Annotated in this window: 27 protein-coding genes; 13 read left to right on the top strand and 14 right to left on the bottom strand. The window is 67.9% G+C overall.

Features of this window, described 5'->3' with window-relative positions; all coding sequences use genetic code 11:
• Positions 1-47: 47 nt before the first annotated feature.
• The gene (locus NL241_RS18585; protein WP_494394676.1) at positions 48-443 is read right to left on the bottom strand and encodes a hypothetical protein; all 396 of its coding nucleotides are present in this window, start codon (positions 441-443) and stop codon (positions 48-50) included.
• A 139-nt stretch (positions 444-582) separates the two neighbouring features.
• On the opposite strand from NL241_RS18585, the gene NL241_RS18590 reads away from it, so the two are divergent.
• Positions 583-1,125, top strand: coding sequence for a hypothetical protein (locus NL241_RS18590; protein WP_494394677.1), 543 nt, complete (start codon positions 583-585; stop codon positions 1,123-1,125).
• Here NL241_RS18590 and NL241_RS18595 read toward each other — a convergent pair whose 3' ends face one another.
• Positions 1,126-1,707, bottom strand: a complete 582-nt coding sequence (locus NL241_RS18595) for a hypothetical protein (RefSeq protein WP_494394678.1) — start codon at positions 1,705-1,707, stop codon at positions 1,126-1,128.
• Positions 1,708-1,789: 82 nt separating this feature from the next.
• Here NL241_RS18595 and NL241_RS18600 point away from each other — a divergent pair, with 82 nt between their 5' ends.
• Positions 1,790-2,413 (top strand): peroxidase-related enzyme, encoded by a 624-nt coding sequence (locus NL241_RS18600; protein WP_494394679.1) that lies wholly within the window; start codon positions 1,790-1,792, stop codon positions 2,411-2,413.
• On the opposite strand, the gene NL241_RS18605 is transcribed toward NL241_RS18600, so the two are convergent.
• The gene (locus tag NL241_RS18605; RefSeq protein ID WP_487695601.1) at positions 2,410-3,042 is read right to left on the bottom strand and encodes a Pr6Pr family membrane protein; all 633 of its coding nucleotides are present in this window, start codon (positions 3,040-3,042) and stop codon (positions 2,410-2,412) included. The genes NL241_RS18600 and NL241_RS18605 overlap by 4 nt on opposite strands.
• 135 nt (positions 3,043-3,177) lie before the next feature.
• Here NL241_RS18605 and NL241_RS18610 point away from each other — a divergent pair, with 135 nt between their 5' ends.
• Positions 3,178-4,434: a cytochrome P450 gene (locus NL241_RS18610; protein WP_494394680.1), complete on the top strand. Its 1,257-nt coding sequence runs from the start codon at positions 3,178-3,180 to the stop codon at positions 4,432-4,434.
• Here the strand turns inward: NL241_RS18610 and NL241_RS18615 are convergent, their stop codons facing one another.
• The 4 genes from NL241_RS18615 to NL241_RS18630 all read right to left on the bottom strand — a co-directional run bounded on the left by NL241_RS18615 (position 4,435) and on the right by NL241_RS18630 (position 7,678).
• Complete coding sequence (locus tag NL241_RS18615) at positions 4,435-5,649, bottom strand: DUF7159 family protein (protein WP_494394681.1); 1,215 nt, start codon at positions 5,647-5,649, stop codon at positions 4,435-4,437.
• A 171-nt stretch (positions 5,650-5,820) separates the two neighbouring features.
• Positions 5,821-6,174: a ferredoxin gene (gene fdxA, locus NL241_RS18620; protein WP_487695456.1), complete on the bottom strand. Its 354-nt coding sequence runs from the start codon at positions 6,172-6,174 to the stop codon at positions 5,821-5,823.
• A gap of 76 nt (positions 6,175-6,250) precedes the next feature.
• Positions 6,251-6,775, bottom strand: coding sequence for a hypothetical protein (locus tag NL241_RS18625; RefSeq protein WP_494394682.1), 525 nt, complete (start codon positions 6,773-6,775; stop codon positions 6,251-6,253).
• Between the two features lie 18 nt (positions 6,776-6,793).
• On the bottom strand, positions 6,794-7,678 hold the full coding sequence (locus NL241_RS18630) for a TIGR03854 family LLM class F420-dependent oxidoreductase (RefSeq protein ID WP_494394683.1): 885 nt from the start codon (positions 7,676-7,678) through the stop codon (positions 6,794-6,796).
• A gap of 164 nt (positions 7,679-7,842) precedes the next feature.
• Here NL241_RS18630 and NL241_RS18635 point away from each other — a divergent pair, with 164 nt between their 5' ends.
• The gene (locus tag NL241_RS18635; protein ID WP_487695454.1) at positions 7,843-8,286 is read left to right on the top strand and encodes a transglycosylase family protein; all 444 of its coding nucleotides are present in this window, start codon (positions 7,843-7,845) and stop codon (positions 8,284-8,286) included.
• Positions 8,287-8,390: 104 nt separating this feature from the next.
• On the opposite strand, the gene NL241_RS18640 is transcribed toward NL241_RS18635, so the two are convergent.
• On the bottom strand, positions 8,391-9,719 hold the full coding sequence (locus NL241_RS18640) for an NAD(P)/FAD-dependent oxidoreductase (protein WP_494394684.1): 1,329 nt from the start codon (positions 9,717-9,719) through the stop codon (positions 8,391-8,393).
• Between the two features lie 56 nt (positions 9,720-9,775).
• Here NL241_RS18640 and NL241_RS18645 point away from each other — a divergent pair, with 56 nt between their 5' ends.
• The gene (locus NL241_RS18645) at positions 9,776-10,435 is read left to right on the top strand and encodes a TetR/AcrR family transcriptional regulator (RefSeq protein WP_487695451.1); all 660 of its coding nucleotides are present in this window, start codon (positions 9,776-9,778) and stop codon (positions 10,433-10,435) included.
• Between the two features lie 38 nt (positions 10,436-10,473).
• Positions 10,474-11,787 (top strand): cytochrome P450, encoded by a 1,314-nt coding sequence (locus NL241_RS18650; RefSeq protein WP_487695450.1) that lies wholly within the window; start codon positions 10,474-10,476, stop codon positions 11,785-11,787.
• A gap of 3 nt (positions 11,788-11,790) precedes the next feature.
• Here the strand turns inward: NL241_RS18650 and NL241_RS18655 are convergent, their stop codons facing one another.
• On the bottom strand, positions 11,791-12,180 hold the full coding sequence (locus tag NL241_RS18655; protein ID WP_494394685.1) for a hypothetical protein: 390 nt from the start codon (positions 12,178-12,180) through the stop codon (positions 11,791-11,793).
• Between the two features lie 92 nt (positions 12,181-12,272).
• Here NL241_RS18655 and NL241_RS18660 point away from each other — a divergent pair, with 92 nt between their 5' ends.
• Positions 12,273-13,589: a cytochrome P450 gene (locus NL241_RS18660; protein WP_494394686.1), complete on the top strand. Its 1,317-nt coding sequence runs from the start codon at positions 12,273-12,275 to the stop codon at positions 13,587-13,589.
• Between the two features lie 4 nt (positions 13,590-13,593).
• Here NL241_RS18660 and NL241_RS18665 read toward each other — a convergent pair whose 3' ends face one another.
• The 3 genes from NL241_RS18665 to NL241_RS18675 form a co-directional block, all read right to left on the bottom strand.
• Positions 13,594-14,052 carry a hypothetical protein gene (locus NL241_RS18665; protein ID WP_487695447.1) on the bottom strand — a complete coding sequence of 153 codons (459 nt, stop codon included), beginning with the start codon at positions 14,050-14,052 and terminating at the stop codon, positions 13,594-13,596.
• An 83-nt stretch (positions 14,053-14,135) separates the two neighbouring features.
• Positions 14,136-15,248 (bottom strand): glycosyltransferase, encoded by a 1,113-nt coding sequence (locus tag NL241_RS18670; protein ID WP_494394687.1) that lies wholly within the window; start codon positions 15,246-15,248, stop codon positions 14,136-14,138.
• 72 nt (positions 15,249-15,320) lie between these two features.
• Complete coding sequence (locus tag NL241_RS18675; RefSeq protein ID WP_487695445.1) at positions 15,321-16,106, bottom strand: acyl-CoA thioesterase; 786 nt, start codon at positions 16,104-16,106, stop codon at positions 15,321-15,323.
• Between the two features lie 29 nt (positions 16,107-16,135).
• Between NL241_RS18675 and NL241_RS18680 the strand changes: the two genes are divergently transcribed.
• Positions 16,136-16,483, top strand: a complete 348-nt coding sequence (locus tag NL241_RS18680; protein ID WP_487695444.1) for a hypothetical protein — start codon at positions 16,136-16,138, stop codon at positions 16,481-16,483.
• Here NL241_RS18680 and NL241_RS18685 read toward each other — a convergent pair.
• Positions 16,480-17,412 (bottom strand): dienelactone hydrolase family protein, encoded by a 933-nt coding sequence (locus tag NL241_RS18685; RefSeq protein ID WP_487695443.1) that lies wholly within the window; start codon positions 17,410-17,412, stop codon positions 16,480-16,482. The two genes, NL241_RS18680 and NL241_RS18685, sit on opposite strands and share 4 nt — an antisense overlap.
• Before the next feature lie 9 nt (positions 17,413-17,421).
• On the opposite strand from NL241_RS18685, the gene NL241_RS18690 reads away from it, so the two are divergent.
• The 5 genes from NL241_RS18690 (at position 17,422) to NL241_RS18710 (ending at position 21,417) form a co-directional block, all read left to right on the top strand.
• On the top strand, positions 17,422-18,330 hold the full coding sequence (locus NL241_RS18690; protein WP_487695442.1) for an SDR family oxidoreductase: 909 nt from the start codon (positions 17,422-17,424) through the stop codon (positions 18,328-18,330).
• A gap of 65 nt (positions 18,331-18,395) precedes the next feature.
• On the top strand, positions 18,396-20,183 hold the full coding sequence (locus NL241_RS18695) for an N-acyl-D-amino-acid deacylase family protein (protein WP_487695440.1): 1,788 nt from the start codon (positions 18,396-18,398) through the stop codon (positions 20,181-20,183).
• Positions 20,173-20,634: a nuclear transport factor 2 family protein gene (locus NL241_RS18700; RefSeq protein WP_487695439.1), complete on the top strand. Its 462-nt coding sequence runs from the start codon at positions 20,173-20,175 to the stop codon at positions 20,632-20,634. The genes NL241_RS18695 and NL241_RS18700 overlap by 11 nt, the downstream gene beginning before the upstream one ends.
• A gap of 17 nt (positions 20,635-20,651) precedes the next feature.
• The gene (locus NL241_RS18705; protein ID WP_494394688.1) at positions 20,652-21,080 is read left to right on the top strand and encodes a MarR family winged helix-turn-helix transcriptional regulator; all 429 of its coding nucleotides are present in this window, start codon (positions 20,652-20,654) and stop codon (positions 21,078-21,080) included.
• Positions 21,081-21,090: 10 nt separating this feature from the next.
• On the top strand, positions 21,091-21,417 hold the full coding sequence (locus NL241_RS18710) for a rhodanese-like domain-containing protein (RefSeq protein WP_494394689.1): 327 nt from the start codon (positions 21,091-21,093) through the stop codon (positions 21,415-21,417).
• On the opposite strand, the gene NL241_RS18715 is transcribed toward NL241_RS18710, so the two are convergent.
• Complete coding sequence (locus NL241_RS18715; RefSeq protein ID WP_494394690.1) at positions 21,414-21,737, bottom strand: SDR family NAD(P)-dependent oxidoreductase; 324 nt, start codon at positions 21,735-21,737, stop codon at positions 21,414-21,416. The two genes, NL241_RS18710 and NL241_RS18715, sit on opposite strands and share 4 nt — an antisense overlap.
• Positions 21,738-21,778: the final 41 nt, after the last annotated feature.

Here is a 21,778-nt window from a genome sequence, read left to right on the forward strand (position 1 = left end):
GCAGGTTGAGTCGTCTCCGCGGCTGCCCGGAGTCAACACACGAAGCATCAGGCGTAGAAGTCCTGCTGCCAGCCTCGGGATTCGGTGCACTCCAAGGCCAGACCGTCAGGGGTCTGCGCCGCCGAGCTGCGGTAGTTGGGGCACGGCGCACCGATTTCCTGCACGCCGTACAGCGGCGGCGAGTGCACCCAGAACCCGGTGTACACCGGGGGCCACTGGTTCGGGATGTAGTGGCAGGCATAGGTCTGGCCGTTGTCGCTGCGGCCGAATATGTTGCGCTCCCAGCTGTGGCAGGCGTAGCTGAACTGCACGCCCGGGCCGAAGACCATGTTCGGTACGTCGGCCATCTGGATCGAGGGGTCGTTGGGGATGGCCCCGGCGGTGGGCGCCAAGGCCAACCCGGCGGATGCGACCACAGCGGCAGCGATGCTCAGTCCACGCATTGCGTGAGCCTAATGGGGCGTGGCTGTGTTGCCCGGCGATTCGGTTATCTCACACGCGAAACGCGGTCCGATGAACGCTGAATTCGCTGCTCACAGTGGTTTGCTTGGGTGACACGTCCACGAGGAGGAAGCGATCGTTATGCCCACTGGCCGTCATCTGCTGGCATCGACCGGGGCCGGAGCCCTTCTGGCCGCGGCCGCGTTGCTCCCAGCGGTCGCCACTGCCGAACCCACCATCACCAGCGACGAGCAGGGTTACGTCGGTACCGAAGCGCGTTGCGACAGCACACAATTGGCGGTCGCGTACGGACGAACGGCACGCTCGCTGGTGGCGATTTGCACCCGGCCGGAGGGTGGATACGAATACCGCGGCGTCCGGCTCAGCGACGAAGCCGGACTCAAAGCCGCCGCCACCGCCGCCGACGGTGGCTTCATCATCGAGAACGAAGGCGCCACCTACACGGTCACACCGCAGCAGCTGCTCGTCACCGCCGACGACAAGGTGGTCTACCGCGACACCTGGATCGAATACGAGCAGCCGCGGTTCACCGCCGAAGGCACCACCAGCAGTCCGACGACGACCACCAGCAGCACCCCGTCGACACAGTCGCCGACCTCGGCCACGTCATCGATTCCCACGGCCACGGTCACCGTGACGGTGACCGCCGAACCGACGGGCTAGTTACTGAACCGGCGGCAGCGGCGCGGGAGCCGGGACCGGCAACGGTTCCGCCGGTAGCGGCGCGGGCGGCAGCGGAGCCTGCGGGCCGGCCGGAGCGGTGGCATCCAACGGACGCTGCGTCAGCAGCAGCACCGCGTCGGCCTTGCTGACCTCCTGGGTCTGCACTGCATGCCACAACTCACGCAGGTACGACATGCCGCGGCCCTGGGTCGGGCCGGTCGGGGTCAGGCTGGCGCCCGGGGGCAGATTCTCGGGACTCGACAGATGCGGGATCGCCGCCGGCGGGAGCGGCTGGTCCAGTGCGACGGGCGCGGGCGCAGCCAACGGCGCGGGAGCGACCGCCGCAGCCAACGGGGCGGAAGGGATTGGCGCGGCCAGCGGAGCGGGAGCGACCGGCGGCAGCGGCGCGGGAGCCGGGACCGGAACCACGGGTGCCGGAGGAGGCGGCGGCGCAGCGGGCTCGGCCGAGGCCGAAGGAGCTGCGATGAAGAACGCCGCGGCGCCGAATGCGCCGAGAGCCGCCGACCATGCTGCCTTGCGAGTGTGGATCCGCACCATGAACAGTGATTCTGCTCCCGCCACGATTTTGTTACACCCGCAAGAGTTGAATTCTCATGGGCCCCAAATCTTGGCTGATCACAAGGTCGCGGGCAGTGTCACCACCATGACCGCAACCACCGATCGCCCCACCACCGACGGCGCACTTCGACCCACCCGGATTTCCCGGCTCGAGGTGCCCGAACTCGACGAACTGACCAATCCCAGTGTGAAGGGGTTCTTCTCGCACCAGTTGCGCGAAGAAGGTCTGACGTCGAACTGGTTTCGTGCGCTGTCCCTCAACGAAGGCGACCTCGAGCGGCTCAACGGTTACCTGCTGCCGCTTCTGGGCACCGATGGTCGATCCGGCCTGTCGGCCCGCGAACGTGAGGTGATCGCCACCGTCGTTTCCGGCGAGAACCGGTGCGCCTACTGCCACACCAACCACGCCAACAAACTGGGCAAGGTGGCCGGCGACTGGTCGTTCGGGCAGCGGGTCGCCATCGATCATCATCAGGTCGAAGAGCTCACCGACCGGGAGCGGGCGCTGGCCGATCTGGCGATCGCGGTCAACAACGATCCGCAGTCCATCCGCGACGCCGACTACACCGCCTTGCGTGAACTCGGCCTCAGCGATCAGCTGATCCTGGAAGCCATCTCGATCGCCGCGTTCATCGGCGCCACCAACCGGATCGGGATCGCGCTTGCCGTACCGCCGAACCCGGAATACACCGGCGTGCCCGGGCACTAGACGCGGATACGCACCGCCGCGCGGCCGATCAGGGACAGCAGGTAGCCGAGGCCGACGAAGCCGGCGGCGAGGATCGCCACGTTGACCGCGACGCCGGCCGCCCCGATGCTGCCGTGGTCCAGGAAGTAATACGGCGCGCGGCGGCCCAGGTTGTTCAAGACCACCACCGCCAACCCGAGATACGCGGCGGGATAGGCCAGCCAAGCCAGCGGCTGCCACCAGGTCACCTGGCTCTGGCTGTGTCCCACCACCACCCAGTCGAGGAAGGCCAGCACCGGAACCACCACGTGCAACAGGAAATTGGCCGGTGTGTACCCGGCGCTCATGTCCACCAGGTAGAGGTTCCAGATCACGCCGGCGACGACGACGTAGAGGACCACCGCGCCACGCAGGCCCGCGCGGTGGTCGGCGCGTCGATCGACCAGGGTCCACGCGTAGTAGGCCGCGGCCAGCAGGTTGGCCTGGTAGGTGAACGTCACGAATCGCCACAGCACACCGGACCGCGATTGGGTTTCCACGAACACCATGGCGGCCAGAACGGCGACGATGATCGCGACCCGCAGCATCATCCGTGCTGCCCTGTGCTCCCTGAACTGGTCGATCTCGGTCACGTCAGGACAAACTCCCATCACCGCCGAACGGTTCCCGGCCTGCTGCGAGAACATGTTTCAGTTCGATATTTCCTCAACCTGCCACAACTCGCTGATCTGCGGTGTACCAATGCCTTACAGGTGCACAACTATTCAGCGAGGAGCCCGTCGACCATGCCGAATCCGAGCCTGCCCCCCGGCTTTGACTTCACCGATCCCGACCTCAACCGGGAGCGGCTACCCATCGACGAACTCGCTGAACTTCGCCGCACCGCACCGATCTGGTGGAACGAACAGGCGAAGGGCCAGGGCGGTTTCGATGACGGCGGCTACTGGGTGGTGACCAAGCACAAGGACGTCAAGGAGATCTCGCGGCGCAGCGACGTCTTCTCCAGCCTGGCCAAGACGGCGCTGCCCCGCTACCCCAAGGGCTCGTCAGGTGAGCAGATCGAGACCGGCAGGTTGGTGTTGCTGAACATGGACGCGCCGCATCACACCCACCTGCGCAAGATCATCTCGCGGGGCTTCACTCCGCGGGCGGTGGAACGGCTGCGCGATGACCTGCACACCCGCGCCCAGGACATCGTCCGCAAGGCCGCCGCCGAGGGCTGCGGGGATTTCGTGGAACAGGTCGCCTGCGAACTGCCACTGCAGGCGATCGCCGGTCTGATCGGGATCCCGCTCGAAGACCGCAAGAAGATCTTCGACTGGTCCAATCAGATGGTGGCCGACGATGATCCGGAATTCGCCCATCACGACGGTCGCAGTTCGGCGATGGAGCTCATCATGTACGCCATGCAGCTGGCCGCGCTCCGTGCCGAGGAACCCGGCGAGGACATCGTGACCAAGCTGATCGAGGCCGACGTCGACGGCCACAAACTCTCGGATGACGAGTTCGGATTCTTCATGGTGCTACTCGCCGTGGCGGGCAACGAGACCACCCGCAACTCGATCACCCACGGCATGATCGCGTTCACCGACCATCCCGATCAGTGGGAGCTCTACAAGCGGGAGCGTCCCGCGACGGCGGCGGACGAGATCGTGCGGTGGGCCACGCCGGTCACCTCGTTCCAGCGCACCGCGCTGGAGGACACCGAGCTGTCCGGGGTGCTGATCAAGAAGGGCCAGCGGGTGGTGATGTCGTACCGGTCCGCCAACTTCGACGAGGACGTGTTCGAGGATCCGTTCCGGTTCGACATCACCCGCAACCCGAACCCGCACGTCGGCTTCGGCGGCACGGGTGCGCACTACTGCGTCGGCGCCAACCTGGCCAAGATGACCATCGACTTGATCTTCGGCGCCATCGCCGATCAGATGCCGGACCTCACGCCGGTCGGTACCCCGGAGCGGCTGCGCTCGGGCTGGCTCAACGGCATCAAACACTGGCAGGTGGACTACACCGGCAAGCAGCGGGCCGCCCAGCTGGTCTGATCAGCCCGGCGGGATCGGCACTCCGGGCGGCGGCACCGCGCCGGGGGCCAGCTGCCACTCGGGTTCGTCGGGACCGGGTTTCAGCTTGTCCTTGAACCGCTCCCACAGAGTCCTGCGTTCCGGGATCTGGACGGGCGCCTGGTACACCGGCGGCGGTGGGGGAACGGCCGCCGGGGGTGGGACCACGACCGGCGGCGCGGCCGGCACCTCCTCGGGAACGTACTCGGGGGCTGGGGCAACGTACTCGGGAGCCGGGGGAAGCGCCTCGGCCGGGGGCAGCACCTCCTGTGCGGCCACGGGTGCGACCACAGGAGGCGGCGGTGCCACCGGCGGCGGGGGCGGGGCCACCGGAGCCGGCGGGGTGGGCCGCGCCAACGGTGGTGTGCCCGCGGTCTTCTGCACCTCCTGGGTCGAGGTCGGCACCGCGTCCCTGGCGGGCACCAACTGATCGCCGACGGCAACCGACAACGACACCACGAACGTGACAGCGCCGGCGACCAGCATCGTCATGGGCGCGGCGACGGGATTGCGGCGTGGCTTGGGCGCCACGGGAACCGTGAAATCGAAGGGTCGCAAGGTGGTGTTCTCCGCCGAGGCCAGCGCGGCGCCGTGCGCCAGGGCCAGCTCGGCTTCCGGCGGATTGAACACCGGCAGCTCGAGTTCGTCCTGGAGCGTGGTGGCGGTGTCGTCGAGGCCGGGCACCGAGCCCACCATGAACAGTCCGTCGGGACGCATCTCGTCGGCCAGGGCGGCACCGACCCAGTCGATCAGCGCACCTTCGCTGTCGATCGCGTGACTGATCAGCACATCCACCGAATCATCGGCGGTGTCCACCACCGCGATGGCCGCGGTCTCCGGCTCGACGACGCACAAGGCGGTGCGCTGGTACCCGATGACCCGGCCGATGCTGCTGGCCAGGGCTTCGACGGCTTCGGACAGCGGTACGGCGCTGACGCCGGTCAGTCCCGCCCGCGCCATCCCGTCGAGCACCGTCGACGCTTCCAGCTCGGCGTCGTCGCTCCAGGTGACGCCGATGGAGGACACCGCCTGGTCATCGGCTTCAGCCTCATCGCGGGCGCGCCGCAGCGCTGCACCGACTTCTTCGAGAACGTCGTACTCGTCGTGGCCGAGCGTGGCCCCGTCCGCGCCACGTCCTTCCACCAACACGGACCGGACAGTCGTCGGCGTCACCGACACACCGAGCACCGTGGCCATCACTTGCACTCCCTTCGTGCCCGGACCGCGTTTCCGCCGCAACGAACGTCGAGTCAAGGAGCTGGAACGGATCCGGGATCGCGACGTCATCGTCGACGCGCCTCGCGTGAGCCTACAGACAGACCCACCCCGTTTCTCTACCTCATCGGCGAGATGAATGCGAACCGGAGATCAGTGTGCGGGCACCTCGCGAACGGGCATCGCGGCCACCAACGGGGTGTCCACTCCGGTGGGGCCCAGCCCAGCGGCCCCGCCCGGCTCCCCCAGCGGCTCGGAACGCCCGGGCAGCACACCGGCGAAGAACGCTGCGTTGTCCTCGAGGTGAGCGAGTTCGTCGTCAGGCAGGTCGGTTTCGTAGTAGATGGCATCGACCCGGCAGGCGATCCGGCACGCTCCGCAGTCGACACACTCGACGGGGTTGATGTAGAGCGACCGCAGTCCTTCGTAGATGCAGTCCGCCGGGCACTCCTGCACACACGATTTGTCCATCACGTCGACACATCCGGAACCGATCACATACGTCATGGTTGTGACGGTAGGAAGGTCTGCGGAGCTCCGGACCCGGCGAAAGTCCTTTTCTTCAGGACCGAAAGTCCTCGAGTCAGTACGACGGCGGTGTGCAGCTGTAGGGCGTCTGACCCGTGAAGTGCACCGCCGGCATCCCGTCGATGTAGAGGTAGCTCACGTCCTCGGTCCACGAGGTTCCCGGCTGGACCCACGGCGGCACGGATTCGGGGTAGGCGACGGTGAAGTCGCGGAAGAACTCGACGCCTGCCGGGCACCCCGGCTTGTCGGCGGGAGCCGGATTCCACGCGTGCACGATGATCGGGTTGACCAGCCGCCGGCCTTGAGCGCAGTTGGGTTTGCATTCGACGGCGTTGTCGACGCCGGTGCCGGTGGCGCCGGCAGCGCCCCACTCGGTCCAGGTCATGTTCTCCATGACGCTGGTGTGGTCGCAGCCGTACACCACGGTCGGCGGTTTTTCGAGCACCGGCTGCGTCGGGTCGTAGCACGCGGCGAACTGGTAGGCGGTCGCCGGTGGCTCGGCCGACGCACCCGGGCCGGCGGGCAGCACGGCCAGCATCAGTAGACCTGTTGCGGCTGCCACCTGCGCCGTGCGATTCACGCCCCGGATGGTAGCCGTCTAGTTCTGACGGGGCAGCAGCTCCTCGGCAAGACGGGTACTGAACTCTTCGGTGTCCATCTGGCCGGCGGGCCGGATGACGAATTTGCTCAGTCCCGCGGCGATGTAACCGTCGAGCTGGGCGTGGAGTTGATCCCAGTCGCCGGCAACCAGTTCAGCCGGATCGACGTCGGGGCGGCGGGCCCGGATCGCGGTCGCGAGCTGCTCAGGTAACCCTGCCTCGGCCACCGCCAGACTGATGCCGAAATGGTCGTCCTCGATCTCGCGGCCCGCCGCGGCCGCCTCGCGCTGGATCGCCTCGCGGGCGTGCCCGGCCTCCGCCGGGGTGAGGAAGCTGCCCAGCCAGCCGTCGGCGAGCCGGCCGATTCGGCGGAACGCTGCCGGGGCGGAACCGCCGAGCCAGAGGTCCAGCGGCGGTGCCGGCAGTGCTCCGATGCCGGCGTCGGTGACGGTGAAGAACTCCCCGGTGAAGCTCAGCGGCTTCTCGGTCAGCGCGGCACGCAGCAGCCGCAGCGATTCGTCGAACACCGCAGCACGCTTTCCGTCCGGCACGGTGAAGATGTCTCGTTCGGCCGGGGTGGCCGAGCGCAGCCCGAAGGCGGGCAGCACCCGTTTGGGGCCGATGGCAGCCAGTGAGGCCAGCTGTTTGGCGACCAGCACGGGATGGCGGCCGCCGGGCAGGACGGCCACCGACGTGCCGACCTTGAGCCGGGTGGTGCGCGCCAGAGCTGCGGCCATGCCGATGAACGGGTCGACGGCGTCGGAGTACACCAGTTCGGAGAACCACACGGAATCGACTCCCGCCTCTTCCAGGGCGTCGACCACGGCGGGAAGGCGGTGAGCCGGGGTTTCGGGTCCCAGGCCGACACCGAAGCGGATCTTCATGGGCAGCTCCATTCATTCGACTTTGTCGTGGAGAATTACGCTAATGTGACTCGTGATATTCCTGAGATCGGCTTAAAGTTATGTGACAGAAATAAGCTTCTGTGATTTGAATAAACTTGTGCGACGCCAGTAACGGGTGCGTCATGTGATGCGAAACACCCCACATGAAGATCGTCGGGAAACTCTTCGCACTGGTCGCATTCACGGGCGCAATTCTGTACGGGATGCTGGCACTGACCACCGGCACGGCGAACGCGGACAGCGTCAATTGGGACGCCATCGCGCAGTGCGAATCCGGCGGCAACTGGGCGATCAACACGGGCAACGGCCATTACGGCGGGCTGCAGTTCAAGCCCGCCACCTGGCAGGCCAACGGAGGCGTCGGCAACCCCGCGCAAGCCCCCCGCTCCGAGCAGATCAGGGTGGCAGAGAACGTTCTCGCATCTCAGGGGCTCAAGGCCTGGCCGAAGTGCGGCACCAAGGCGGGCACACCGTTCACCGCCGTCCGCGCGCCGCTGGCGCCCGCGCCGACACAACGTCAGCCGGGTTCCTATATCCGCGCCACCATCAACGAAATCATGGCGCTCATTCCGTTGCAGACGCGGTGATCACGGTCGGACAAACTCGGTGTCTTGAGTTTGCTGCCGGCGAATTCTGGAATTCGATTCTGATTAACGCCGGAATGCGGCTTTGCCATTCGCTTCATCGAGCCTCAGGCCACGGCTGGTTCGGTCACCGTGAATTGCTCACACATCGCCGTGAGGTCGGCCGAGGTGGGCCCCGGCGGTAGCTCGGGTCGCCAGCCACTGCGATACACCTGCAGAGCGGCACCCTGCAGCTCATCCAGGCTCTGCGGCAGCGCCAGCATCCGCTCGTAGGGCTCGACCATCGGGCGCAGGCTCGAATCCGCCTGCGCTGCAGCCACAATGAGGTCCGACGGCAGGCTCGTGGTGAGATCGACGTCGCCCCCGGCCCATCGCCGCATCCGATCCGCGTCGCAGCGCATGTGGTCGACGAACCACGGCCTGATGTGCGTCCGGCACCAGCTGTCGAAGGCGGCGGCTGCAGCGGCGGGATCCGCCGGGTGGTCCGTCAGAGCCGCAACCAGGTGGCGGGCTTGCCGGAACGCCAGGGCAACCCCACGACCCGCCAGCGGCGTCGTGGTGCATACCGCGTCACCGACTGCCACGAGACCCGGAACCACCCGGCCGTCGACGCCGCACTGTCCGCGGTAGGAGTTGTACAGCTGCCCGCCCGGCAACACGTCGGTGACCGGCGTCGACACCTGCGGATGAACCCAGTCGGCCACCCCGGGAATGGCGCGCAGTACCGCGTCGAACACATCGGCCCGGCGCAGCTCGCGCAGCCGGTCGTCGGTGCCGCCGTGGGTCAGGGTCACCGAGAACATGCCGTTGTCGTGTCGGAAGACCACGACGAAATAGCCGGCCATCCCGAGCGACAGTCCGATCGGAGAATTCACCGGGCCGCGCACACCGGGGTCATTCAGCCGGTACTGCCTGGTGACGTAGACGGCCGCGCAGGGCCCACCGTCGGCGGGCTCGCGAAGCGCCCGCATCACCCGGCTGGAGCGCCCGGCGGCATCGATCACCAACTCCGCGGACAACCTCTTGCGATCGACGACGGCACCCACCACCCGGCCGCGTTCACGCACCACCGCGTCGACGTGGCCGGTGACCACGGTGAGCCCCGGCTGGCGGTGGGCGTGGGCACGCAACACCCGTTCGAAGATCTCCCGCCGGCACAGCGCCGCCACCGCAGACCCGTCCGGGGCGGTGGCGATCTCCGCTCCGGACCCCACCAATGTCTGTAACACGTCCGGCATTTCGGCTCGCAGTGCGTCGACCACCTGGCCCCGGAAGGTGTGTGCCTGGTGGAACTGCATCACCCCGCGGCGTTTCCAGGGCCCGTGCGGTGGTGGACCCGGGTCGCGATCGACGACCACGACCTCGCGGCCGCGCCGGGCCAGCGCGATCGCGGTGAACAGACCCGTGGGGCCTCCGCCCACCACCACTGTTCGCATGAGAGCTCCAATTGAGGTAACTTGTGGTGCAATGAATACTCCGAGAGTTACCTAGAATGAGCGGTGTTGTCAAGCGCGACTACCGCTCGGACCTACGGGCGGCGCAGGCCCGCGAGACCCGCCGCACCATCGTGGCCGCCGCCGCGGAGCTGTTCGTCACCCAGGGATACGGCGCCACCACTGTCGATGCCATCGCGATATCGGCCGGGGTCAGCCGCAAGACGGTCTTCACCGCCGTCGGCGGGAAAGCCGACGTCCTCAAGCTCGCGTTGGACTGGGCGATCGCCGGCGATGACGAGCCGGTGGCCCTGGCCGAACGCCCTGACGTGAGTGCACTGCTGACCGGCGATGACCCGGGTGCGCTCCTCGACGGCTGGGCCAGGCTGCTGGTGGGCATCGACCGGCGGGTGGCGGCACTGCACGAAGCCCTCAACACCGCGGCCGACCACGACGCCGGCGCCCGCGAGGTGCGAGAGCAGTCCGACCGTGAACGCCTGGCCGGTGCGCGGGAAGTGATCGCCCGGTTGCGTGTGATCGATGCTCTGGCGCCGGACCTCACGCCCGCGCACGCCGCCGATATCGCCTGGCTGCTCGCCGACCCCGCCCTCTACAGCCGACTGGTGCAGCGACGAGGGTGGTCACCTGCTCGCTTCGAACGGTGGTTGGCTTCGACCTTGCGTGCACAGTTGACCCCCGGCGCCGAGGCCGGCGGTTAGGCTCGGGGCTGATCCGTCCTCGACGCACAGGAGCGAAGATGGGAATCACCACCCGCACCAACGGCCAGCCGCCGCCCGATGTGCCGCGCGAGGCGATCAACCTGGGCACGTGGGAGTTCTGGGAGCAAGACGACGACCTGCGTGACGGCGCCTTCGCCACCCTGCGCCGCGAGTCACCGATCGCGTTCTTCCCCGAGGCTGTTCTGGGTAGCGAGGGTGAGGACACCGGCCAGCAGTTCGAGGGATTCCAGCCCGGGCCCGGGCATTGGGCTCTCACCCGCTACGACGACGTGCATTTCGCGAGCCGGAACCCGGAGATCTTCAGCTCGGCCTCCGGTATCACCATCGGTGACCAAACCCCGGAGCTGGCCGAGTATTTCGGGTCGATGATCGCGCTCGACGACCCGCGACACCAGCGACTGCGGTCCATCGTGAGCCGGGCGTTCACCCCGAAAGTGGTGGCCCGCATCGAGGAATCGGTGCGCGACCGTGCGCGTCGTCTGGTCAGCGACATGCTCGAACGACACCCCGACGGCAACGCCGAGCTGGTCACCGAATTGGCCGGCCCGCTCCCCCTGCAGATCATCTGCGACATGATGGGCATCCCGGAATCCGACCACGACCAGATCTTCGCGTGGACCAACATCATCCTGGGCTTCGGAGATCCTGATCTGACAACCGATTTCGACGAGTTCGTTCAAGTGGCCATGAGTATCGGCGCCTACGCGCACGCACTGGCCGAAGACCGGCGCACCACCGCGGGCCACGACCTGACCACCAGCCTGGTGCAGGCCGAGGTCGACGGTGAACGGCTGACGTCGGCCGAGGTGGCGTCGTTTTTCATCCTGCTCGCCGTTGCCGGCAACGAGACCACCCGCAACGCGATCAGCCATGGCGTGCTGGCACTGTCGCGCTACCCCGACCAACGCGACCTCTGGTGGCAGGACTTCGAGGGCATCGCGCCCACCGCGGTCGAGGAGATCGTGCGCTGGGCCTCACCGGTGTCGTACATGCGACGCACCCTCACGCGCGACTGTGAGCTCAGCGGTGTGCAACTGGCCCAAGGCGACAAGGTGACGTTGTGGTACGGCTCGGCCAACCGCGACGAGACGAAATTCGACGACCCGTGGCGCTTCGATGTGCGCCGCGATCCCAACCCGCACCTGGGATTCGGCGGCGGCGGCGCACACTTCTGCCTGGGCGCCAACCTCGCTCGCCGCGAGATCCGGGTGGTGTTCGAGGAATTGCACCGGCAGGTGCCCGACCTCACCGCCACCGAAGAACCGGCACGGTTGCTGTCGGCGTTCATCCACGGCATCAAACGGCTGCCGATCAGCTGGACGCCGCGTTAGCGGTCAGAGCACAGCAGACGTGGGCCCCAGCGACGAGCACAGCGACGTGGGCGGTGTGGTGACCGCGGCGCAGCCGCGTCCTCGCGCGGTGTAGTTGAGCCCGGGAACGTACGGCGACAGATACACCTGTGACATGGTGTTGCCGTTGGTGTTGTCGCAACGGCCCACCTTGCCGGGGGTGGACAGGCAGGCCTGCAGCACGGTGGTGACGGCATCCGGACAGGCGGCGGGCACCACGGTGGCGGTCACCATCGCCGTCCCCGCCACATCCACGACGTAGGGCGCGCTGAGGATGTAGTCGCATTCGATCGGCCCCGGGGTAGCGGCCGCGGGGACCGTGCTCCCCAGGCACGCCGCAAGGACACCGGTCAGCCCCGCGAGTCGCCGAATCATGGTCGGAGCCTACCGCCATCCCGGATAGCTGCTGGCGAGTTCGGCGACGTCCTCGTAGCGTGGGTGCCACCGAAGACACCACGGAGGCAGGCGTGAGAGAACGTGTCCACTGGCTGGCCATGCACGGCGTGGTGCGCACGATTGCGCGCCTGGCCGCCCGGCGCGGCGACCCGCAAGGCCGGCTGATCGCGGACCCCGTAGTACGGGCCGACCCGATCCCGTTCTACGACGAACTCCGACCCCACGGACCGCTGATCCGTTGCCGCGTAAGCTTTCTCACCGTTGATCACGCCGTCGCCCACCAGCTGTTGCGGTCCGAGGATTTCCGGGTGATCCAGCTGGGCGCCAATCTCCCGGCACCGCTGCGCCGGCTCGAACAACTCACCCGCACCCGGGCGCTGCATCCGTTGCGGCCGCCGTCCCTGCTGGCCGTCGAACCACCCGAGCACACCCGCTACCGCAAGACGGTGTCCTCGGTGTTCACCACCCGTGCCGTGGGCACCCTCCGCGAACGCGTGCAACAGACCGCCGATTCGCTGCTCGACGAGCTGGCCCGCGACGCCGGCGACAACCAGACCGTCGACATCGTCGAACGGTATTGCGCCCAACTGCCGGTCGCGGTGATCAGCGACATCTTGGGTGTCCCCGAGCACGACCGCCCGAAAGTGCTGCAGTTCGGCGAACTCGCCGCACCGAGCCTCGACATCGGTCTGAGCTGGGCGCAGTATCAGCGCGTCGAACGTGGGCTGATCGGTTTCAACACCTGGCTCGACGACCACCTCAACCGGCTCCGTGCGCAACCCGGCGACAATCTGATGAGTGAACTGATCCATGCCTCCGACGCCGAGGGCCAGTTGACCGACCCCGAATTGCGCGCCGTCGCCGGTCTGGTCCTGGCCGCCGGATTCGAGACCACAGTGAATCTGTTGGGCAACGGGATTCGCATGCTGATCGACCACCCCGACCAATTGGCGCTGCTGCGCGAGCATCCCGAGCACTGGCCGGGGGCGGTCGAAGAGGTTCTGCGGCTCGACTCCCCCGTTCAGCTCAGCGCCCGGATAGCCCGCAGTGACACCGAGGTGGCCGGAACACCGGTGCGCCGCGGCGAGATGGTGGTCATCTATCTCGCCGCGGCCAATCGGGACCCCGCGGTGTTCGCAGACCCGCATCGATTCGATGTCACCCGGGACAATGCCGGGCGGCATCTGTCCTTTTCCGGCGGCAGGCACTTCTGCCTGGGCGCGGCGCTGGCCAGGGCCGAAGGCGAGGTGGGCCTGGCCGCGTTCTTCGACCGCTTTCCCGTGGTGTCGACGGCTGCCGGGGGAACCCGGCGCGACACCAGGGTGCTGCGGGGCTGGTCGAAGCTACCGGTCCGACTGGGCCCCGCCCGCACCCCCGCGGTGCCGTGAGTCCCTAGCGGGCGCGGGAAGCCGGGGGCTGCTGCTGGTGCTGCACCGGCTGCTCGTGCCGCCCGGGCTGGTGCTGCGGGACGGCCTGGGGGTCCTCGGTCACCGGCTGCTCGTTCGCCTTGACCCGGGGATCGATGGAGTCGGCATGTGCACGCCGCTCGTCGAGCTCCTCCTGCGACGTGGAAACCGCATCCCGATGCAGATTGGCACGGTCGGCAAGACGCCTGGCCTCTGCCGCTTTGGCCTCGGCTTCCGCCTGCGCCGCGCGCGCTTTCGCGGCGGTCTCGTCAGCCAGGGCCTCACGCCGTCTCACCTGGATGCTGTCGTGTTCGACTTCCTCACGGATGCGCTCCGCCTTGCCTTGCAGTTGCTTGTTGCGACGGTTTCGGCCGACGACCGCGAGCACTGCGAGAACCAGCAGTACCACGACGACCGCGACGATGATCCAAACAGTGGTATCCATGTCGGTTCCTTCGATCGGTGGGCCGACAGACGGCCCCGTCAATAAGCCCTGGTTGCCCCTGATCGCCGAACATCAAACCGCCGTCACACTTCTTTGCCGCCCAACGCGAGCAGCATCCCCTGCGCCGATCTGGGCCAGGTGAACCGTTCGGCCTGCCGGCGGGCGTCGTGGCGGCGTTGCCGCTCCGGCCGGCCGAGTATTTCCCCCACGGCCGCGGCGATGGACTGCGGGTCGTTGTCCGCACACGCGCCGCTGTCGGAGGTGAGGACCTCGGTGAGCGCGGATGTGCGGGACACCACCGCGGGGGTGCCGCAGGCCAGGGCTTCCAGCGCCGCCAGTCCGAAGGTCTCGTGCGGTCCGGGCGCCAGCGCGACATCGGCCGTGGCCAAGAACGCCGCCACTTGTTCGCGGTCGTCGATGAATCCGGTGAAGTCGACGGGCAGCCGGGCGGCCTGGCGTTCGAGCCGCGGCCGCAGCGGGCCGTCGCCGACAATCAACAGGCGGGCGTCCACACCCGAATCCTGCAGGGCCGCAACGGTATCGATGCTGCGATCCACGCGCTTCTCGATCGAGAGCCGGCCGCAGTGCACCAGCAGCAATTGTTCGGGGGCTGCCAGGAGTCGCCGGACCCGTGCGCAGTAACGGCGCGGATGGAACAGGTCGAGATCCACCCCCAGCGGCACCGTCGCCACGTTCGTCGCGCCGATCCTGTCGAACTCCTCGCGGGCGAACGCCGTGGTACAGAGCACGGTGTCGTAGTCGGCAGCGGTGCGCCTGTTGGCGAAGTCGGCGACGCTGCGGGCGATGCGCCTCGGCAGGATCTGTCCCGTGAGGCGGTCCAGGCGCTCGTGGGAGATCATGACCGTGGTGACCCCGCGCTGACTCCCCCATCTGCCCAGGCCGCGCAAGGTGAAGCGGTCGGACACCTCGATCGCGTCGGGTTCCAGGTTTTCCAGGACGTCGGTCACCGGTTTGGGCATGACAGCCCGGTAACCGCCGGTGAAGGGAATCTTGCGGGCGGGCACCGCCACCCGCACCACCCCGGAGGGCATCACGGTGTGCTGGGCCAGTGGCCCGGGAACGATGAGGAACACCTCGTGCCCGGCGGCGCAGTATTCGGCGCCCAACCGGTCGACCGCCGTGCGCAGCCCGCCAGATCGGGGACCGTAGAAGTTGGCCACCTGGACGACCCGCATGAGTGCATTCCAACGGTCAGGCGTGTGCGGTCAACAACGGGGCCTCAGCGGATGGGTGAATCCTCGGTGAACTCAGCGCGCCGGTGGGAAGTAGAGCTGCTGGGTGGCGGTGCACACCAGGGTGCCGCGCCGGTCGAACATCTGCCCGCAGGTCAGTGCCCGGCGGTGCGCGCCGCTTCCGGAAACCTGTTCGTAGAGCAGCCAATCCGACAGATCCGGGATGCCGTGGAACCACACCGAATGATCGAGCATCGGCGACAACGTGTGGGCCGTCGCGCCACGGCGTGCCGCCAGGGCCGCCTCCACCAGCGTGACCGCCGACAGATAGGCCACCAGCGCGGTGGCGAGGATGGGGTCGTCGGGAACCGTGCCGTCGGGACGCCACCAGAGCCGGGCGCCGTCGTCGACGTTACGCCGTTCGAACCATTCGAGACTGGACCAGACGCCGTGGCGCGGTACCGAATCCACCGTTTCCGGTTCGGGCACGACGGGCATGGCCGGCTGATAGGTGGGATCGTCGTCGGCGGTCTTGCCGAACGAGACGGTGGCTTCGGCCAGGATGGCACCGGACTGACGGGCGGTGGCGCGACGCGTCGAGAACGTGCCACCGTCGTGCAGCGCCACCACCTCGAAGTCGACGGGTCGGCGGGCGTCACCGCTGCGCAGGAAATGTGCCTGCATGCCGCGGGCGGGCCGATCCCCGGCGACGGTGTGCGCGGCGGCCGTCAGGGCCTGGGCGGCGATATGGCCGCCGAGGATGTGGTGAGCCGGGCCGTCGAGCTGCGTGCCCACGAAGAAACTCTGGTTGACTCGGTCGAGTTCGAGGGTCGCGAGCACCTCGGGCAAAGTGGAAGTCATCACCGGCCATCTTCGCAACAGGAGGCTCCATGGCATTCGGCGGACCGGTCCGTTTTCTTGTCACCGCGGTCAACACCGCGGTCACCACACTCACCCACGTCCCGGTGGTGGGCCCGGTAATGCGGAAGTACTTCACCGAGATCAGCTACACCGGACGCAAATCGGGCAAGCGATTCACCCTGCCCGTCAACTACCGGCGCCGCGGCGACACCGTGACCATCTGGGTCGGGATGCCGGACCAGAAGACGTGGTGGCGCAACTTCCTCGGAACGGGGGCTCCGTTGACGGTGCATCTGCCCGACGGTGACCGGTCCGGACAGGCGGTGGCCGTGCGCGATCCCCAGGGCCGGGTGACCGTGACGGCCACACTGGATTAGCTCGGGGCCAGATACTGGCCGAACCAGTCCTGCATGCGGGTCCACGCGTCCTGCGCGGCGACGGCGTTGTAGCGCTGGCCGGTGTCGTTGAAGAAGGCGTGGTCGGCGCCGGGTTCGATGACGACATCGTGGGGCATCCCGGCGGCGTCCAGGGCGGCGCTGGCCGCGGGCTCGGTGGCGTTGACGCGGGCATCGAGTTCTCCGTAGAACGCCAGCACGGCCACCTGGGCCGAGCCGGCGAAGTCCGGGTTGTCCGGCGTCGGACCGTAGAACGGTACTGCCGCAGCCAGTTCCGGGGCACCGGCAGCCAGCAGCCGCCAGACCAGGCCCCCGCCCATGCAGAACCCGACGGCCGCGACCTTCTGGCCGGGCACCCGCTGCTGCAGTTCAGCGATCCCGGACTTGATGTCGGCGATCAGCGCCTCCGGCGCGATGTTGCCCAGGGCCGCGGTGGCTTCGGCGGGATCGGCGAAGGTGGCGGTGCCCCCCTGAGCCGACAGCAGGTCGATGGCCAGCGCCGAATATCCCGCGCCGGCCAGCCGGCCGGCGACCGAGCGGGTCCAGTCGTTGAGACCCTTGTTTTCGTGGATCACCAGGACGCCGCCGCGCGGCTGGTCGGCCTGCGCCCAGGCGCCCTGCAGCTCCCCCGCCGGCCCGGCCCACGTGATCGCACTGGTCTGCAGCGCCTGATCCATGCCCGGCGGCGGTTCGGCGGGCATGTCCGGAGTCGACGGCGCCGGCGCCTGACTCTCACTGGAGGTACCTGCCTGATACGCCTTCTCGTCACTGCAGGCCGCGATCAGCGCCGACGCCGCGGCCGCGGACACCCCCAGCAGCCCCAGCCGGCGCATGGCCTCTCGTCGGGTCAGCAGCCCGTCAACGTGGTCAGTCGCGATCTCCTCGGCGATGTAACGCTGCAGCGGTGTCATTCTTTGAGTATGCGGGCAACACACGCGCTGCGGGGCAAGGTTGCGGTGGTGGCCGGCGCGACCCGCGGCGCCGGCCGCGGCATCGCGATCGGGCTCGGCGAAGCGGGCGCCACGGTCATCTGCACCGGCCGCAGTAGTTCGGTCACCCCACTACATTCGGATTACGACCGGCCCGAGACCATCGAGCAGACCGCCGCACTGGTGGATCAAGCGGGCGGGGTCGGCGTCGCGGTGGCCGTGGACCATCTGGATCGGGATGCCGTCGGGAATCTGGCGCAACGGCTGGGCCACGATTATGGCCGAATCGACATCCTGGTCAACGACATCTGGGGTGCCGAGATCTTGAAAGGCCCACCGGCACAATGGAACACCCCGATCTGGGAACACGACCTCGAAGCCGGCCTGCGGATCCTGCGCCTCGGCGTCGAGACCCATCTGGTGACCTCGCATCACCTCCTGCCGCTGCTCACCAAACCCGGTGGCCTCCTGGTCGAGATCACCGACGGTACAACGGAATACAACGCGAACAAGTACCGGATCTCGGTGTTCTACGACCTGGCGAAGACGGCGGTGAACCGGTTGGCGTTCTCCCAGGGACACGAGTTGGCCCAGCACGGCGCCACCGCAGTCGCCGTCACCCCCGGCTGGTTGCGGTCGGAGATGATGCTGGACAACTGGTCGGTCACCGAAGACTCGTGGCGCGAAGCGTTGTCGCCGGAGCGTCCAGGCGGTCTACCGACGGCCCCGCCCGGCTTCGCCCAGTCCGAGAGTCCACGCTATCTGGGCCGCGGGGTGGCCGCACTGGCCGCCGACGCCCACCGGGCCAGGTGGAACCAGGCGTCGGTCACGTCGGCGGATCTGGCCCGCGCCTACGGCGTCACCGACCTCGACGGCACCCAGCCCGACTCCTGGCGGTGAACAGACTCCAGAATCTGTTCACTGAATCGTTGACACCGGTTTCTGCAACAGGTTCTATTGACGCTGTGACGTACGACACGATCATCCGTGACGGCCGGTGGTTCGACGGTTCGGGTGCCGCTTCGGTGGTGCGCACCATCGGCATCCGCGACGGCCATATCGCCGCCATCAGCCCCGAGCCGCTCGACGAGGCCGGCTGCCCCCAGGTGATCGACGCCTCCGGACAGTGGGTGCTGCCCGGGCTCATCGACATCCACACCCACTACGACGTCGAGGTGCTCGGCGGGCCGGCTCTGCCGGAATCGCTTCGCCACGGTGTCACCACCGTCATGCTGGGCTCGTGCTCGCTGTCGACGGTCTACGTCGACGGCACCGAGGCCGGTGACCTGTTCGGCCGCGTCGAGGCCATTCCCCGCGAACACGTGATCGCCGCGGTGGACGACCACAAGAATTGGAGCTCGTGCGCGCAGTACATCGCCGCCCTGGAGTCCCGGCCGCTGGGGCCGAACGTGGCCGCCTTCATCGGCCACTCCGACATGCGGACCGCCACCATGGGCCTGGACCGGGCCACCCGCGGCGACCAGCGGCCCACCCGGGCCGAACAGGCGGAGATGGAGCGGATGCTCGCCGAGGCGATCGATGCCGGCATGGTCGGGATGTCCTCGCAGCAGCTGCTTTTCGACAAGCTCGACGGTGAGACCTGCCGGTCGCGCACGCTGCCGTCCACCTACGCCAGGCCAACCGAACTGCGCCGGCTCAAGTCGCTGTTGCGGCGCAACGGCCGGATCCTGCAGTCGGGCCCCGATATCGAGAACCCGTTCAACGTCGGTTCGCAGGTGTTCCAGTCGCTCGGACTGTTCCGCAAGAAACTCAAGACCAGCCTGCTGTCGGCGGCCGACGTCAAAGCCAACCCGTACGCCGTGAAGATCATGGGACCGCTGGCGGCAGTGGTGAACCGGTTCGGTGGCGACTTCCGCTGGCAGCACCTGCCCGTGCCGTTCGAGGTGTACGCCGACGGTATCGACCTGGTGATCTTCGAGGAGTTCGGCGCGGGCGCGGCCGCGTTGCACCTGCGCGACGAGGTGGAGCGCAACGAGCTGATGCGCGACGAGGCCTACCGCAGGCAGTTCCGCAAGGAGTACGAGAGCAAGCTCGGCATCCGGGTGTGGCACCGCGACTTCTTCGACGCCGAGATCGTCGACTGTCCCGATGCTTCGGTGATCGGGAAATCGTTCGGCCAGGTCGGCGCCGACCGCGGCGGTCTGCACCCGGTGGACGCGTTCCTGGACCTGGTGCTCGAACACGGCCGGGCACTGCGCTGGCGCACGACGATCTCGAACCACCGACCCGAGGTGCTCAAGAAACTGGCCGCCGAACCCGGTGTGCAGATGGGTTTCTCGGATGCCGGGGCGCATCTTCGCAACATGGCGTTCTACAACATGGGGTTGCGGCTGCTGCGCCATGTCCGCAATGCCGAGCGCGCGGGCACCCCGTTCATGACGATCGAGGCGGCCGTACACCGGCTCACCGGCGAGCTGGCCGACTGGTACCGCCTCGACGCCGGACATCTGCGTCTCGGCGACCGCGCCGACGTGGTGGTGATCGACCCCGAGAAACTCGATGAGTCCCTGGACGCCTACGCCGAGGAGCCCGTTGCCCAGTACGGTGGCCTGTCGCGGATGGTGAACCGCAACGACGCCACCGTCACCGCAGTCATGGTCGGTGGGCGAACGGTTTTCCGCAACGGGGTGCCGACCGAGCTGGTGGGTGTCACCCGCACCGGGAGCTTCCTGCGCGCGGGCCAACCTGTACCGGCGCTGCACCGGGACCAGGAGCTCGCCGATGTCCGTTGAGCAGGTGGTGACGTGCACTGACGTGGTGCTGGGGATGTGGAGTGCGCTCTCGGCCCGCGACTGGGAGGCCGTGAAGACGTTCCTGTCCGAGGACTGCATCTATCTCGACATGCCGGTCGGGGCCGCCGCGGCGGCCAAGGGACCCGATGACATCGTGAAACGGCTCAAGATCGGATTGGAATCCCTGGCCGGCTACCAGAATTTCGACGGTGTACTGGTGGCCGAGGGTGAGAACGTGATGTACGAGCACTCCGAGCAGTGGAACTGGGCCACCGGCGAATCCGCACTGCTGCGCTTCGTCACGGTGCACCGCGTGGTGGACGGCCGGATCACCCTGTGGAAGGACTACTGGGACATGGGGGCGCTGGCCGATCACGCGCCGCCGACGTGGCTGGAGGACTTCGCCACTGCCGATATGTCGTGGGTCTACGACGCCAGCGGAGAGGTTTGAGGCAGTAACCTGCCTCCATGTCCGAGGCGCCGTTCAGCCCCACCATCGCGCTGCTGGCGATGAGCCGGGTCTGGGAGGCCGCGTTGGCCGAGGCGTTGAAACCGCTCGGTGTGACCACCCGCAAGTACGGGCTGCTGGGACACATCCGTCGGACACCGGACATCTCGTTCAGCGAGTTGGCCCGGCGCTCACGGATCACCGTGCAGAGCGCGCACGCCGCGGTGAGCTCATTGGTCGAGGCCGGACTGGTCGACGACGGCACCGCGCATGCCGGGGCCGCGTCGCGGCTGCGGGTCACCACCGAAGGCGAGTCACTGTTGGCTCGCGCCGCCACCGAGCTCGCCCGCCTCGATTCAGCGTTCACGACGCAACACCCGGCGCTGGCGCAGGCGCTGCACGAAGACGTCACACGATGGGTGGCCGGTAGTACGTCATCCTTCAGCTGAACTGAAGGATGTGAGGTTCCGGCCTTATCTGCGGCGGCCACCGGCCGTCAGCGCCGACGAAGCCCTCGGCCTCGTCGCCGAGGGCGCACTGGTGGTGGATGTACGTCGCGAGTTCGAATGGAACCGCGTCCACATTCCCGACGCCGTGCACATGCCATTGGAGGTCCTGCCCGAACGCTGCCTCGAGCTTCCCGACGACCGGCTGCTCATCGCCTTCTGCACAGGCGGCATCCGCTCTGCCAGCGCGGCAAACCTGTTGGTGCACAACGGGTTCGAGGCCGTCAACATGAGCGGCGGCCTGATCCAGTGGCGCGCCGCGGGCGGACGGTTGACCTAGGCGGCCGGCCTCAGCAAGCCACGCCGGGTCAACGCCACCGCCTCACCGGTGCGGCCGTCGACCACCCAGGTGGGTGGACCGTACTCGGTCAGCACCCGTTCGCAGAACCGGCTCCGCTGACGTGGATCATCGAGGTCGGCGGCAATCGCGAACATGCGATCCCGGCTGCGACGGAGCAGGATCCGGGTCAGCGAGGCGGCCGTGCGGGCGGTCACCACCACCCGCGCACCGCTGTCGAGAATGTCTTGGGCCGCCTCGCGGGCGATATCGGTATCCGCGTTGACGATCAGAACCACGTCGGACTCGTTGTCGTGTGCCATGACCGCCATGCAACTCCCGCCCGCTGTAGATGTACTGTGGC

The sequence above is a fragment of the Mycolicibacterium sp. SMGY-1XX genome, from assembly GCF_059132455.1.